Source organism: Xanthomonas translucens pv. cerealis, from assembly GCF_006838285.1.
Lineage (GTDB): Bacteria > Pseudomonadota > Gammaproteobacteria > Xanthomonadales > Xanthomonadaceae > Xanthomonas_A > Xanthomonas_A cerealis.
The window spans coordinates 4,433,359-4,448,542 of record NZ_CP038228.1; the positions used below are offsets into that span (position 1 = coordinate 4,433,359).

Consider the following 15,184-nt stretch of genomic DNA (forward strand, 5'->3'; position numbering starts at 1 on the left):
TGCCGCCGTGCCATCTCATGCATCAATGCATCGCGCGCGCTACCGGCCTGGCACCCGGTACCTCGGCCGGCAGATTGGCCGACAGCCGCGAGCCGCGCAGGCCGTACCAGATGATGTAGGCGTAGCACAGCAGCGGGATCACGAAGGCGTGCTGGATGCCGACCACGTCGGCCAGCGCGCCCTGCGCCAGCGGCACCAGCGCGCCGCCGACGATGCCCATGATCAGCAGGCTCGAGGCCTTGCTGGTCAGCGGGCCGAGGCGTTCGATGGCCACGGTGAAGATGGTCGGGAACATGATCGAGTTGAACAGGCCGATCGCGATCACGCTCCACATTGCCACGTGGCCGCTGCTGATCATGGTCACGATCAGCAGCAGCGAGGCGACACCGGCGAAAGCCGCCAGCAGCCTGCGCGCCGGGATCACCTGCAGCAGCGCGGCGCCGGCGAAGCGGCCGACCATCGCGCCACCCCAGTAGAACGCCAGGTAGCGGCTGGCGGTGGCTTCGGTCAGGCCGCCGGTGGTCGGGCCGGAAATGTAGTTGATCAGGAAGCTGCCGATCGACACTTCCGCGCCGACGTACATGAAGATCGCCACCACGCCCCACAGCAGGTGCGACTGGCGCAGCGCATCGCCGAAGCTGTGCTGCGACTCGGTGTTGCCGGCGTCGTCCTCGCGCAGCGACGGGATGCGCATCACCAGCACGAACACCGCCAGCAGCAACAGGCCGCCGGCCAGCAGCAGGTACGGCACCTGCACCGATTGCGCCTGCGCGCCGCGATAGGCCGTCTGTTCGAGCGCGCTCATCGCCGCGATCTTGTCGGCCGACAGCACCGCGGTGGCCAGGATCAGCGGGCCGATCAGCAGTGGGAACAATGTGGTGCCCAGCGAATTCAGCGCCTGCGCGAAGTTGAGCCGGCTCGGCGCCTTGCTCGGTTCGCCGATCAGGCTGATGTACGGATTGGCCGCCACCTGCAGCAGGGTGATGCCGCTGGCCAGCACGAACAGCGCGGTCAGGAACAGCGGATACGACGGCAGCCGCGCCGCCGGGTAGAACATCATCGCGCCGATCGCCGCGATCACCAGGCCGATGACGATGCTGGCCTTGTAGCCGACCCGCGCCACCACCGCGCCGGCCGGCAGCGACATCAGGAAGTAAGTGCTGAAGAAAGTGAACTGGATCAGCATCGACTGCGTGTAGTTCATCTGGAACACGGCTTTCAGATGCGGGATCAGCACATCGTTGAGGCTGGTCAGGCCGCCCCAGGTGAAGAAGATCATGCTGACCACCGCGATGGCGGCGGTGTTGGACAGCGGGCGACGGTTCATGCAGCGACTCCGGGAACGGACGATAGGGCGACCCGGCTGCTGGCACGCAGGCACAGCCGGGCCGGGGCGATGGTAAGCGCAGGCAGCCTCTGTTGCTGGCGCAATGCGTCCAGCACCAGTTGCGCGGCCTGCGTGCCGCGTTCGCGCGGGGCGACGGCGACGGTGGACAGTGGCGGGCTGGCGACTGCGGCTTCGGCGATGTCGTCGAAGCCGATCAGCGCGTAGTTGTGGCCGGCACGGCGGCCGCGTTCGGCCAGGCCGCTGGCCATGCCCAACGCAACCACGTCGTTGTAGCAGACCAGGGCGGTCGGCAGCGGATCGCGCGCGCACAGCGCGCCGGCTTGGCGCGCGGCGTCCAGCCGGGTCGGCGCGCATTCGATCAGCCAGGCCGGATCGGCAGCGATGCCGGCAGCGGCCAGCGCGTCGCGGTAGCCGGCGCGGCGCTCGGCGCAGGAACTGGACTGGCGGTGGCCGCCGAAGAATGCGATTGCACGGTGGCCCAGCGCCAGCAGGTGCTCGGTGGCCAGGCGCGCGCCGCGGCGGTTGTCCAGCGCCAGCAGCGGCCAGTCGCCGTCCAGGGCGCGATTGAACAGCAGCACCGGCAGACGCGTGCCGAGCAACTGGCGCAGCCGCGCCGCGTCGGTGTTCTCGGTCGGCGACAGGATCAGCGCCGCCGGCTGATGCTCGATCAGCGAGGCCAGCACGCTGTGCTGGCGCTCCGGCGATTCGCCGGTGCTGCCCATCAGCATCACGTAGCCGGCCTCGGCCAGTGCCGCGTCTACGCCGCCGGCGAATTCGGCGAAGAACGGATTGGCCAGGTCGTTGACCACCAGCGCCACCGCGTTGGAGGCGCGTCCGCGCAGGCTGGCCGCGCCGCGGTGGTAGACGTAGCCCTGCCGCGCGATCTCCGCCGCCACCCGCGCACGCGTGTGTGCGTGCACCAGCGGGCTGTTGCGCAGTACCAGCGATACGGTCGCCCGCGACAGGCCGCAGGCGGCGGCGATGTCGGACACGGTGACGCGTTTGTCGGCGGGGGACGACGGCACGGCAATTAGATCGGTTCAAAAGGCCGCCCATCCTGCGCCGTTGTGATCCGCTAAGCATTTTGCAGTGCAGCAATCTGGGGCGGACGTCGGCCTGGTCCAGGTGCACCGCGCTGGATTTCTACCCGGTGGCGCCGGCCAGCAACCCGTCCATCCTCGGCCGCCCGTTCCTGCCGCACGCGACCCTGGCCCTGCCCAACGGCTAGCGCTTCAGCAGCGTCGCCAACGGCCTGGACGACGCGCCTCCCTACATCGGCAGCGTCGGCCTCAACGGCCGTTCGCTGGGACGTGACCGGCGCGTGAACGCAGGGTGACGTTAAAACGTTGGCACCGCATCGGTGGGACACATGGTATCCCCGCGAACGCCCATGGCGTCATGCTGCAACGGCGTTATGACGGCCGATCGGCCGGCGTTCGCGACCCGAAAATGTATGTGCGTATTTAATGCCATGAACACATTTCATTGGCATCCGCTGTGGTCTTGTGGCGCTGTCGTATCGCGTCGAGCGGCATTGGCGTCACGGTGCCACCTCCGATTGCGGATATCGCACACCGTGCAGGCGCATTCCGTTTCCGTCCTGTGCGACGGCCGATCCGTGCAGCCGCCGGCGAACGCAGCGGTCTGGATCGTGCACTCCTCATTGACGACGAACGGGATCTCCGAATGCATGTCTGCCTGCTGTCCCCCTTGAGCAACCTCGATCCGGCCGCGCTGGAGGCGGCCATGGCGGCCGCACAGGCCAATGGCTGCGACCATGTCGTGTTGCCCAATCCGTTCGCGCAGGATCCGCAAGGGCGGCTGGCGGACCCGGCCGCCGACGATGCCGCTGGCGACGCGCAACTGCAGCAGTGGCTGGCGCTGGCGCAGCAGCACGGCCTGAAGCTGCTGGTCGATCTGCGCATCGACGAGATCGGCGGCGGCAGCCGCCTGCTGGAGGAACATCCGCACTGGTTCCGCGCGCGCACCTCGGCGCTGCCGGATCCGCGCGCGCAGCGTGCCGCGCCGGACATCGCCGAGGGCCGTTTCGCTTACGCCGAGGAAGGCGCGGGTCTGGCGCAATGGTGGAGCGTGCGCCTGCGCGATTGGCTGCGCCGCGGCCTGGCCGGCTTCCGCGTGCTGCAGCCGCAGCGCGTGCCGGCCACGCTGTGGCGCAGCTTGATCGCCGAGGTGCAGACCCAGGTGCCGGCGGCGGCGTTCCTGGCCTGGACCCCTGGCCTGGGCCTGGCTGCCCTGCGCAGCCTGCGCGGCGCCGGCTTCGATGCGGCGTTCTCGTCGCTGGCCTGGTGGGATGGACGCGGCAGCTGGTTCTTCGACGAGGACGTGGCGCTGCGCAGCCTGGCGCATCGCGTCATCGCCACGATCGATCCCGATGCGCCTTCGGATGCGCCACCGCCGCTGCAGCGCACGCAGCGCGTGCGGCTGGCCGCCGCGTTCGGCGATGCCTGGGCGATCGCCGAACCCACGGCCTTGCCTGCACCGACCGACACCGATGCCGACGAAGCGCCGACCATCCCGGTCGAGACCACACACGATCTGCGCCTGCGTCCCTTGCTGCGCGATGGCGCGCTGACCGCAGTCGCGGTCGAACCGCTCGGCGCCGCGCACTGGCTGGTGCTGCTCAACAGCGATCGCGACCATCTGTTGCCGGTACCCGGCGCGGCGCTGCTGCGCCTGCTCGGCGACAGCGAGGCCTTGCTCAGCGACCAGGGCGAGCCGATCCAGGGCGACCAGGGCGGCACCCTGGAAGCGGGCGAAGTGCGGGTCTACCGCAGCGTGCCGGCGCGTCCGGTGCTGGCCGCCGCCCGCGCCCGAACGCCGGCCGATGTCGCCGCCGCTGCGGCGCGGATCTGCATCGAAGCGGTGACGCCTTCGGTGGACGACGGCCGCTTCCCGGTCAAGCGCACCGTCGGCGATCGCATCTGCGTGGAAGCCGATGCGTTCTGTGACGGCCACGACCGCGTCGCGGTGGCGTTGCTGTGGCGTGCCGCCGACGCACGCACCTGGTCCACTGCGCCGATGCGCGCGCTGGGCAACGACCGCTGGCGCGGCGAGTTCCCGCTGGAACGGCTGGGCCGTTACGAATTCCGCATCGAAGCGTGGCGCGACATCTTCGCCACCACCCATGCCGACCTGGAAAAGAAGCGCGCCGCCGGCACCCTGCTGGCAGTGGACGTGCAGGAAGCGCTGGCCCAGGTCGAGGCCGCGCGCGCGCGCAGCCGCGGCGCCTTGAACGCGCGACTGAAGGCGATCCTCGCCCGCATCACCCGCAGCGACGACCCCTCGGCGCGCGCGGAAATCCTGCTCGAACCCGGCACCGCCGAGGCCATGGCGCGCGCCGACGACAAGCCGTTCCGCACCGAATACCCGATGACCTTTCGCGTCGAGGCCGAGCGCCGCGGCGCGCATTTCTCCAGCTGGTACGAGCTGTTCCCGCGTTCGCAGAGCGGCGACCTCGCGCGCCACGGCACCTTCGACGACGTCATCGCGCGTTTGCCGCATATCCGTGCGATGGGCTTCGACGTGCTGTACATGCCGCCGATCCATCCGATCGGCGAAAAGAACCGCAAGGGCCGCAACAACGCGGTCACCGCGCAGCCGGGCGAACCCGGCAGCCCGTACGCGATCGGCTCGGCCGACGGCGGGCACACCGAGGTGCATGCCGAACTCGGCGGGCTGGACGGCTTCCGCCGGCTGCGTACCGCCGCCGCCGCGCAGGGCCTGGAACTGGCGCTGGATTTCGCGATCCAGTGCGCGCCGGACCATCCGTGGCTGCGCGAGCATCCGGACTGGTTCACCTGGCGCGCCGACGGCTCGATCCCGTACGCGGAGAATCCGCCGAAGAAATACCAGGACATCGTCAACGTCGATTTCTACGCCGGCGGCGCGGTGCCGGAGCTGTGGAACGCGCTGCGCGACGCGGTGCTGTTCTGGATCAACGAAGGTGTGCACCTGTTCCGCGTCGACAACCCGCACACCAAGCCGTTCCCGTTCTGGGAGTGGCTGATCGCCGAGGTACGCGGCCGCCATCCGCAGGTGGTGTTCCTGTCCGAAGCCTTCACCCGGCCCAAGCCGATGTACCGGCTGGCCAAGGTCGGCTTCTCGCAGTCCTATACCTACTTCACCTGGCGCCAGCACAAGGCCGAACTGCAGGACTACATCGAAGAACTCAACGCCGGCACGCCGCGCGAGTGCTTCCGCCCGCATTTCTTCGTCAACACCCCGGACATCAATCCGGTGTTCCTGCAACAGAGCGGCCGCGGCGGCCACCTGATCCGCGCCGCGCTGGCGACCACGCTGTCGGGCCTGTGGGGCATGTACCAGGGCTTCGAACTGTGCGAGGCCACGCCGCTGGCGCCGGGCAAGGAGGACTACCTGGATTCGGAGAAGTACCAGCTGCGCGTGTGGCCCGAGCGCGCGCCCGGCGACATCGTCGACGAGATCACCCGCCTCAACCTGCTGCGCCGCCAGCACCCGGAACTGCAGTCGCATCTGGGCACGCGCTTCTATCTCGCGCACAACGACCAGGTGCTGTATTTCGGCAAGTTCCTCGACGACGCGCACCTGGCGCGCAGCCGCAGCCTGGTGCTGGTGGCGATCAGCCTGGACCCGTACGCCGCGCAGGAGGTGCAGATCGAAGTGCCGCTGTGGGAACTGGGCCTGCCCGACCACGCCAGCGTCGCCGTGCAGGACCTGTGGGACGGCCACGCCTTCGCCTGGCACGGCAAGCAGCACACCATTCGCCTCGATCCGTCGCGGCCGTTTTCCCTATGGCGTCTGCGCGCCGGAGCCACTTCATGAATGCTGCAGTTGCATTGTCCGCCGACAGCGAGGCAAGCCCGCTGGTGCGCGACGCGCTCTGGTACAAGGACGCGATCATCTACCAGGTGCACGTCAAGTCGTTCTTCGACTCCAACGACGACGGCATCGGCGATTTCCCCGGCCTGATCTCCAAACTCGACTACATCGCCGACCTCGGCGTGGACACCATCTGGCTGCTGCCGTTCTATCCCAGCCCGCGCCGCGACGACGGCTACGACATCGCCGAATACATGGCGGTGCACCCGGATTACGGCAGCATCGCCGACTTCGAACGGCTGGTGGCACAGGCGCATGCGCGCGGCATCCGCGTGGTCACCGAACTGGTGATCAACCACACCTCGGACCAGCATTCCTGGTTCCAGCGCGCACGCAATGCGCCGGCCGGCTCGCCGGAGCGCGACTTCTACGTGTGGTCCGACAGCGACCAGGATTACGCCGGCACCCGCATCATCTTCTGCGACACCGAGAACTCCAACTGGACCTGGGACCCGGTCGCCGGGCAATACTTCTGGCACCGGTTCTACTCGCACCAGCCCGACCTGAACTTCGACAACCCGGCGGTGCTGGAAGCGGTGCTGGAAGTGATGCGCTTCTGGCTCGACCTGGGCGTGGACGGCCTGCGCCTGGACGCGGTGCCGTACCTGATCGAGCGCGACGGCACCTCCAACGAGAACCTGCCCGAGACCCACGCCATCCTGCGCCGCATCCGCGCCACGCTGGACGCCGAATATCCCGACCGCATGCTGCTGGCCGAGGCCAACATGTGGCCGGAAGACACCCAGCAGTATTTCGGCGAAAACGCCGACGAATGCCACATGGCGTTCCACTTCCCGTTGATGCCGCGCATGTACATGGCGATCGCGCGCGAGGACCGCTTCCCGATCACCGACATCATGCGCCAGACCCCGGAAATCCCGGAGAGCTGCCAGTGGGCGATCTTCCTGCGCAACCACGACGAACTGACCCTGGAAATGGTCACCGACTCGGAGCGCGACTACCTGTGGCAGACCTACGCCGCCGACCGCCGCGCGCGCATCAATTTAGGCATCCGCCGGCGCCTGGCGCCGCTGCTCGAACGCGACCGCCGCCGCATCGAACTGATGACCTCGCTGCTGCTGAGCATGCCCGGCACGCCGGTGCTGTACTACGGCGACGAGATCGGCATGGGCGACAACATCCACCTCGGCGACCGCGACGGCGTGCGCACGCCGATGCAATGGTCGATCGACCGCAATGGCGGCTTCTCGCGCGCCGATCCGGCCGCGCTGGTGTTGCCGCCGATCATGGATCCGCTGTACGGCTTCCAGGCGGTCAACGTCGAAGCGCAGCAGCGCGACCAGCATTCGCTGCTGACCTGGACCCGGCGCATCCTGTCGGTGCGCAAGCGCTACCGCGCCTTCGGCCGCGGTACGTTGCGCTTCCTGTATCCCGGCAACCGCCGCCTGCTCGCCTACCTGCGCTGCCACGAGGACGAGACCGTGCTGTGCGTGGCCAACCTGTCGCACACGCTGCAGGCGGTGGAACTGGACCTGTCCGAATTCGAAGGCCGGGTGCCGGTGGACATCATCGGCGGCGGCAGCTTCCCGCCGATCGGGCGCCTGACCTACCTGCTCACCGTGCCGGCGTTCGGCTTCTACGCGTTCCAGCTGGTCGGCAACGCCACGCTGCCGGACTGGCACGTGCCCACGCCGATGCCGCTGCCCGACTACCAGACCCTGGTGCTGCGCGGCGCGGCCGATGCCGACGCGCTGCTGCCGCACCGGGGCACGCTGGAGCGTGACATCCTGCCGGCGTGGCTGTCCACGCGGCGCTGGTTCGCGGCCAAGGACCGCACGCTGCGCAGCGTGCGCATCGCCCGCCGCACCACGCTGCCCGGCACCGATGCATTGACCATGCTGGAGATCGAAGCGGAACTGGACCACGGCAACTACGAGCGCTACATGCTGCCGCTGGGCATCGTCTGGGACCGCGAACAACCCAGCGTGCTCGCCGAACAGCTGGCGTTGGCGCGGGTGCGGCATGGCCGCGAAGTCGGTTATCTGACCGACGGCTTTGCGCTGAAATCGCTGACCCGCACCACGCTTGCCGCATTGCGCGCCGGCACGGTGCTGTCGGTCGATGGCGAGACCCACACCGGGGTCGATGCCGCGCCCGAACAGATTCGCTTCTGTGCCACGCCGGCACTGGCCACCGTCGAAATCGCCGACGATGCCGAGATCCGCTGGTTGTCGGCAGAACAGAGCAACAGCTCGCTGATCGTCGGCGACAAGGCGGTGTTCAAGCTGCTGCGCCGCGTCTGTGCCGGCGCCAATCCCGAGATCGAACTCGGCGAGCGGCTGACCGCGATCGGTTACGCCAATGCCGCGCCCTTGTTCGGCCACGTCACCCGGGTCGATGCGCAGGGCGTGGAAACCACGCTGGCCCTGCTGCAGGGCTTCGTGCGCAACCAGGGCGATGCCTGGCGCTGGACCCTGGATCACCTGGCGCGCGGCGCCGAGGAATACGCCGCCGCGCAGGACGATGCCGCGCGCGAGGAGAGCGTGGCCGGCTACGACGCCTTCGCCGCCGTGGTCGGGCGGCGCCTGGCCGAACTGCACGACGTGCTGGCCCAGCCCACCGACGCCGCCGCATTCGCGCCGCAGCCGGTGGATACCGCCGCCGCGCAGCAGGTGGTCGCCCGCGTCGAGCACGAGGTGCAGGCGATGTGGGACACCGTGTCCGCGCATCGCGAGAGCAGCGAGGATGCCGCCGACCGCGCGACCGTGGATGCCTTGCTCGCGCAACGCCCGCGCCTGGACGCCTGGCTGCGGCAGGCGCCGGCCTTGCTCGCCGGCGCGTTGCTGACCCGCGTGCACGGCGATTTCCACCTCGGCCAGATCCTGGTCGCGTTCGACGACGTGGTGCTGATCGACTTCGAAGGCGAGCCGGCCAAGTCGCTGGACGCGCGCCGCGCCAAGGCCAGCCCGTTGCACGACGTGGCCGGCTTCCTGCGCTCGCTCGACTACGCCAGCGAAGTCTCCGCACGCGGCGAAGAGGGCACCGCGGCGCGCGCCGGGGTCGGCCTGGACACCGTGCTGGACGCCTTCCTGTCCGCGTTCCGCCGCCGCGCCAGCGCCACCTTCCTGGCCGCCTACCGCGAAGTGCTCGACGCCAGCCCGCACCCGTGGGTGGCGCCCGCCGCCTTCGACACCACCACCCTGTTGTTCCTGATCGAGAAGGCCAGCTATGAAATTCGTTACGAGGCCGCCAACCGCCCGGCCTGGATCATGGTGCCGATACAGGGACTGCTGCGCATACTCGAACGCTTTCCCGCGCCCGAGGAGGCGATGCAATGACTGATGTCGGCCACACCTGGGACGAGGCAACGCTGCGTGCGTTCGCCAACGCCCGCCACGGCGATCCGTTCGCCGTGCTCGGTGCGCACCGCATCGGCGACGCGCGCGTGCTGCGCAGCCACCTGCCCGGCGCCGAAGCGGTCACCGCGGTGCTCGACGACGGCCGCGAAGTGCCGCTGCAGGAAGGCGCCAGCCCCGGCTTCTTCGCCGCCACGTTGCCCGACGACAGCCGCTACCGGCTGCGCATCCGCTGGCCCGGCGGCGAGCAGGACACCGAGGACGCCTACGCGTTCGGCCCGCAACTCAGCGATTTCGACCTGCACCTGATATCCGAAGGCCACCACCTGCAACTGGCCGACGCGCTCGGCGCCAACGTGGTCGAAGTCGATGGCGTGCGCGGCACCCGCTTCGCGGTGTGGGCGCCCAACGCCACCCGCGTGGCGGTGATCGGCGATTTCAACACCTGGGACGCGCGCCGCCACCCGATGCGCCTGCGCCACCAGGCCGGCGTCTGGGAACTGTTCGTACCGGGCGTGGAAGCCGGCGCGCACTACAAGTACGCCCTGCGCGGCCCGCGCGGCGAAGACCTGCCGGCCAAGGCCGACCCGGTCGCGCGCCGCGCCGAACTGGCGCCCGGCACCGCCTCCATCGTGGCCGATCCCACCCCGTACCAGTGGCGCGACGACGCCTGGATGGCTGCGCGCGCGCGCCGCCACAGCCCCAGCGCACCGCTGAGCGTGTACGAGATCCACGCCGGCTCGTGGATGCACGCCGACGACGGCAGCATGCTCGACTGGGACGCCCTGGCCGACCGCCTGATTCCCTATGTCGCCGACATGGGCTTCACCCATATCGAACTGATGCCGGTCACCGAACACCCGTTCGGCGGCTCCTGGGGCTACCAGCCGCTGGGCCTGTTCGCGCCCACCGCGCGCTTCGGCTCGCCCGACGGCTTCGCCCGCTTCGTCGATCGCTGCCACCGCGAAGACATCGGCGTCATCGTCGACTGGGTGCCGGCGCATTTCCCCACCGACGCGCATGGCCTGGCCCATTTCGACGGCACCTCGCTGTACGAACACGCCGACCCGCGCGAAGGCTTCCACCGCGACTGGAACACCCTGATCTACAACCACGGCCGGCGCGAAGTCTCCGGCTTCCTGATCGCCAGCGCCCTGGAATTCCTGCAGCGCTACCATGTCGACGGCCTGCGCGTGGACGCCGTCGCCTCCATGCTCTATCGCGACTACAGCCGCGATGCCGGCGAGTGGGTGCCCAACATCCACGGCGGCCGCGAGAACTACGAGACCATCGCCTTCCTGCGCCGGCTCAACCAGGTCGTGGCCGAACACGCGCCCGGCGCCATCACCATCGCCGAAGAATCCACCGCCTGGCCCGGCGTCACCGCCGACCTGGCGCACGGCGGATTGGGCTTCAATTACAAATGGAACATGGGCTGGATGCACGACAGCCTGCACTACATCGAACTGGACCCCATCTACCGCCGCTACCACCACGGCGAACTGACCTTCAGCATGGTCTACGCGTATTCCGAGCGCTTCATGCTGCCCATCTCCCACGACGAAGTGGTGCACGGCAAGCGCTCCCTGCTCGGGCGCATGCCCGGCGACGACTGGCAGCGCTTCGCCAACCTGCGCGCGTACCTGGGCTTCATGTACACCCACCCCGGGCGCAAATTGCTGTTCATGGGCTGCGAAATCGCCCAGCCCACCGAGTGGAACCACGACGCCGCACTGCCCTGGCACCTACTCGACGACCCACGCCACCGCGGCATCCAGCGCCTGGTCCGCGACCTCAACCGCCTCTACGCCGACCACCCCGCGCTGCACGCCCGCGACGACGACCCCGACGGCTTCGCCTGGATCATCGGCGACGACGCCGGCAACAGCCTGTACGCCTACCTGCGCACCGCCCAGGGCAGCGACGCCCCGATGCTGGTGGTGGCCAACCTCACCCCGCTGGTGCACCACGGCTACCGCATCGGCGTACCCCGCGGCGGCCGCTGGCGCGAACTGCTGAACTCCGATGCCGAGATCTACGGCGGCAGCAACACCGGCAACGGCGGCAGTGTGCGCACCGAAGCCGTCGGTGCCCATGGGCATCCGACCTCGCTGGCGCTGACCATCCCGCCGCTGGGCGTGCTGGTGTTGGGGTTGGAGGAGTGAGGGGAGGGTGCTTGGGCGACTAACGGCGTCGCATCGGCCGTCGATGCGATCTGCTGATGAGCGCCGACGGTCAGAGGGCGGGCGATAGGGACAATCGCCTGCTCCGGAGGACGGGCTGTTGTGGGAGGGGCTTCAGCCACGACGCGCTCTCCTGACCCGCTGTCGGGGCTGAAGCCTCCCCGCAGGAGACTGCTGAGGGTTCTTTCCGGTGCGGCCTGTGCCACTAGCCCCACGTAGACAAGACGCGTGTCGACAATCCCGGGAAGACACAGCCCCACCGCGGACGCTAAACTCACGCCGCCTCGGCGCCTTCCTCTGCATGCACGCCAGAGGCGCCAAGCCGGCGGCCAACGCATCGCCCGCCCGCTCCGGACGCGTCCGGGCCTATAGCTCAACGGTTAGAGCAGAGGACTCATAATCCTTTGGTTCCAGGTTCGAATCCTGGTGGGCCCACCAGTAAAATCAATGATTTGCTGACGCGTCTCATCTTAAGAGAGAGGCCAAAGGTACATTTTCGGTACAGTCCGGGAAGTAGAGACGCGGTGCCACACCTTGCCGAAATCCTGAGCCATGGCCAGAAACACAAGATCGAGTGGAACAATCTGAATAAGGGAACCCACGAAGAGGATCGGGTAGAGGAGTTCGACGCGGCTATAGTCCGGCAGATGCTTGAATGCATCACCAACCTCGACCAGGTACTTGAAGCGGCGTACGCCTGATGATGGGGTTCAGCCGATATAGAGAGTCGGCAGAGATTCGTGTAAGAACCTTTATTGACAGCGAGTTAGTTCACTTTGGCTATTATTTTTGCACGAGTCCCTGCCGACCCTCAAAATCTGCTGGGATCACATTCAATCACTACATTCGTGTCGGCGCCCCGGCTTCGCGCTTAGTCCTGCGGGACTGGCGGCAAGCCACTGCGTTCCAGGCCACCCCAGCCTTGTGCCCTACGGGCGCCGTGCGCCTTCCTTCCCTGCCATCATTTTGTGGATTCGATAAACAAACCGAGCTTTTCGAGATCGTGCGACCAGAACAGGGAAAGGCCTCGCGTCTGCGCCTGTTCGAGGTTCAGTACCTTGAAGACACCAGCGAGCGCAGCGGACGGCACCACTTGCGCGGTGCCGAACTGCTTAATCCAGTACTCGGCCTTGACTGCCGCGTCGTTGTTCAAACGTTTCACGCTGTTGGTTGAGCTGTTGGATACCTTGCACTCGATCGCCATTAGGCGCGTGTCGTGCAGCCGCACGACAACATCGGCCTTACGCTCCCCGAGCTGACACTCTGCACAGAACTGCATGGCCTGTGGTCCCTTGACGATAGTATTTATTGCCGCCGCCGGGGCTTCGGTGAAGCCAAGGGTGCGAAGGTAGTCCTTCACCATCGTCTCTTGGTTGTCCTTGCCCTCGTTGCGTCGCTCGGTAGCGATGCGCTGCGCGGCCAGGAGCACCGAAGAGGCAAGTAGCGCCGCCTCGCGTTGCTGTTCTGTAGGCATCCCACCAGTTTCCATCCACGGGAAGCGGTGCGGATCGATCACCCGCTCGATCACGCCGAACACCTTGCGCAGTGCTTCGGCATTTTTCTTCAAGACGCCAGGCGCGATCGACTCGACATCAGCAATGACCTGCAAATCGTCGTCTGAGATAGGTGGGCCAGCCAAGTAGCGAAGCGCCTCACCAAGACCTAGACCATAAGCCTCGGCGAGGTTGTCATCTGTGATCGCTTTCGGATTGAGGTCGCTCAACTTCTTGAAAAGCAGCTCGAACTTGCCGCGTGCTTGGTTGTAGTGCGTGCCCCAAGAGTCAGTGACCGCCAGCCGCTCAGTGCGGAACTGTGCGGCAGAAGTGGCCGCGTCTTCGGCAAGCTCGGCGGTTGTCCACCGTGGAGGCGCACTCGTCATGCGTGCAGGTTTTCCAGACTTGGGATGCGCAGACGCTCAATCTCCTTGGGCTCGAACTTGGTCAAGCCACCGGCATATGTTCTGCCGCTTCCCGTGTTGATGTTTTTGTTGAGCCACGTCACCAGGCTGGCCATTATGCCAGCGGCCAGCGGCTCGCGAGGGTATAGGCCATGGGCGATGTTGATGTGCCGCGCGTCGCATGCATTAAGCGTGAACTGAGGGGGCCTGCGGGCCATATAGGTGCAAAGTATCGGCGCCGGGGCCTTGAGGCCAACAGACCACCAGGCGCGTCGATGCTGCGCGATATAGCTTTGATCTGCCCCGTGGAGCTTCGCCCACGACAGGAAGGAACTGATACGCCGCCGCTCTTCCTTCGTGAAGTCGTCCAGATCGGTCGGTAGGTCAATCACACGGCGCAAAACCTCGGCCGAGTTCAGGTGTGCGCCTGCCTGGATCAAATCCTTAGCCTTGGTGACGGCGGGCATCTTCACCCGATCGGGCAAGCCCTGCGCGTGCTCGCCAGCAATCCAGATGCCATTTGCGCCTGTCACTTGGCCACGATGCACGCGGAACAGCTCACCAAGCTCGATGTCACCGGCCATGGCTGGTGCTGAGGGACGAACGATGATTGACCAACGCGAAGCAGCTTGCAGTTGCTCACGGGGGATGTCGGTCCCCTTCGTCAATCCGTTGAGGTTGGTCAACTCGTCAATGAAGCGGACACGCACGGGGCGGGCCGTTTCACCCACGCGGAAGCATGCGATCGCTGCTGTCGTTGCTGTGCCGGGGAAGGCTTCGACAGTCGGCTCAAGGACGTGCAGGGCGATGCCACCTAGCTCGTCGAGCAGAAGCCTACGCAGCGCAGAACCATAGTTGACATCCATCCACTCCGCCGAGGTAATGAATGCGCCAACATCGCCAGCCTTGGCCAGCAGCCTGGTTTGCAGGAAGAAATGCAAATGCAGGCCAGCGAGGGCACTTGCCTTGATGCCGTAACCAGCGAAGTTCGAGGCGTACCAGGCCTTCCAATCTTCGCCGATGTCATGATGCCGTACATATGGCGGATTGCCGATGAACGCTGTTATGCCAGCGCAGCGCGGTAGCTTGACCTCCCGATAGTCCTTGACCATCACCGTCGCTCGATCTGTCCAGCCACGTGCGCTCAGATTCGCACGCAGCATAAGCGCCGCGAGTGGGTCCATCTCGACGGCGACAAGCTGCGCATCCGGGAATGCTTCGCCTGCTGCCAGGATAAAGCGACCCGAACCCGCGCCCGGATCAACGATCCGTGCTGGCGAGCCTTGGGCGGCCAACCATGTCATCATTGAGCGCACGATCGGTGCAGGCGTGTAGACGGCTCCTGCCGCGCGGCGCTCGGTGGCCGAGCGGATCGAAGAGAACGCTTCGCCGAGTGGGTCAGCCCCGCGCGCGATCGCCTTGCGGATCGTATCGATCTCCCGGGGCTTGAGAGCCGACACCGGAGTGGTCTTTGTGAGCTTCTTTTCGGCCGCAGACAGGCTGTCTTGGTCCTTGATCAGGGCCAGGCACAGCGCGACTAGCTCTTGTTCTGTCTGCATGC

The 15,184-nt window shown here is 67.1% G+C and carries 9 protein-coding genes and 1 tRNA gene; 6 read left to right on the top strand and 4 right to left on the bottom strand.

Translation table 11 applies throughout. The annotated features are described in order from the left end of the window. Positions 1 to 22: 22 nt before the first annotated feature. Both E4A48_RS19575 and E4A48_RS19580 read right to left on the bottom strand, forming a co-directional pair. Complete coding sequence (locus E4A48_RS19575; protein ID WP_142743009.1) at positions 23 to 1,327, bottom strand: sugar MFS transporter; 1,305 nt, start codon at positions 1,325 to 1,327, stop codon at positions 23 to 25. Then, positions 1,324 to 2,373, bottom strand: coding sequence for a LacI family DNA-binding transcriptional regulator (locus tag E4A48_RS19580; protein WP_039006165.1), 1,050 nt, complete (start codon positions 2,371 to 2,373; stop codon positions 1,324 to 1,326). Before E4A48_RS19580 ends, E4A48_RS19575 begins: the two co-directional genes overlap by 4 nt. A gap of 59 nt (positions 2,374 to 2,432) precedes the next feature. Here E4A48_RS19580 and E4A48_RS21680 point away from each other — a divergent pair, with 59 nt between their 5' ends. The 6 genes from E4A48_RS21680 to E4A48_RS20690 all read left to right on the top strand — a co-directional run bounded on the left by E4A48_RS21680 (position 2,433) and on the right by E4A48_RS20690 (position 12,427). Further along, the gene (locus tag E4A48_RS21680) at positions 2,433 to 2,576 is read left to right on the top strand and encodes a glycoside hydrolase domain-containing protein (protein ID WP_409976355.1); all 144 of its coding nucleotides are present in this window, start codon (positions 2,433 to 2,435) and stop codon (positions 2,574 to 2,576) included. A gap of 458 nt (positions 2,577 to 3,034) precedes the next feature. Beyond that, the gene (locus E4A48_RS19590) at positions 3,035 to 6,169 is read left to right on the top strand and encodes a maltotransferase domain-containing protein (RefSeq protein ID WP_142743010.1); all 3,135 of its coding nucleotides are present in this window, start codon (positions 3,035 to 3,037) and stop codon (positions 6,167 to 6,169) included. Then, a complete protein-coding gene (gene treS / locus E4A48_RS19595; protein WP_039009009.1) occupies positions 6,166 to 9,525 on the top strand; it encodes a maltose alpha-D-glucosyltransferase in 3,360 nt (1,119 codons plus the stop codon). Before E4A48_RS19590 ends, treS begins: the two co-directional genes overlap by 4 nt. Beyond that, a complete protein-coding gene (gene glgB / locus E4A48_RS19600; protein ID WP_142743011.1) occupies positions 9,522 to 11,708 on the top strand; it encodes a 1,4-alpha-glucan branching protein GlgB in 2,187 nt (728 codons plus the stop codon). Before treS ends, glgB begins: the two co-directional genes overlap by 4 nt. Positions 11,709 to 12,088: 380 nt before the next feature. Then, positions 12,089 to 12,164 (top strand) — tRNA-Ile (locus E4A48_RS19605). Positions 12,165 to 12,250: 86 nt separating this feature from the next. Continuing rightward, positions 12,251 to 12,427 carry a hypothetical protein gene (locus E4A48_RS20690; protein ID WP_185910684.1) on the top strand — a complete coding sequence of 59 codons (177 nt, stop codon included), beginning with the start codon at positions 12,251 to 12,253 and terminating at the stop codon, positions 12,425 to 12,427. A 260-nt stretch (positions 12,428 to 12,687) separates the two neighbouring features. On the opposite strand, the gene E4A48_RS19610 is transcribed toward E4A48_RS20690, so the two are convergent. Together E4A48_RS19610 and E4A48_RS19615 are read right to left on the bottom strand one after the other, a co-directional pair. After that, positions 12,688 to 13,605 (bottom strand): XamI family restriction endonuclease, encoded by a 918-nt coding sequence (locus tag E4A48_RS19610; RefSeq protein WP_142743012.1) that lies wholly within the window; start codon positions 13,603 to 13,605, stop codon positions 12,688 to 12,690. Then, positions 13,602 to 15,182 (bottom strand): Eco57I restriction-modification methylase domain-containing protein, encoded by a 1,581-nt coding sequence (locus E4A48_RS19615; protein ID WP_260608005.1) that lies wholly within the window; start codon positions 15,180 to 15,182, stop codon positions 13,602 to 13,604. Before E4A48_RS19615 ends, E4A48_RS19610 begins: the two co-directional genes overlap by 4 nt. Positions 15,183 to 15,184: the final 2 nt, after the last annotated feature.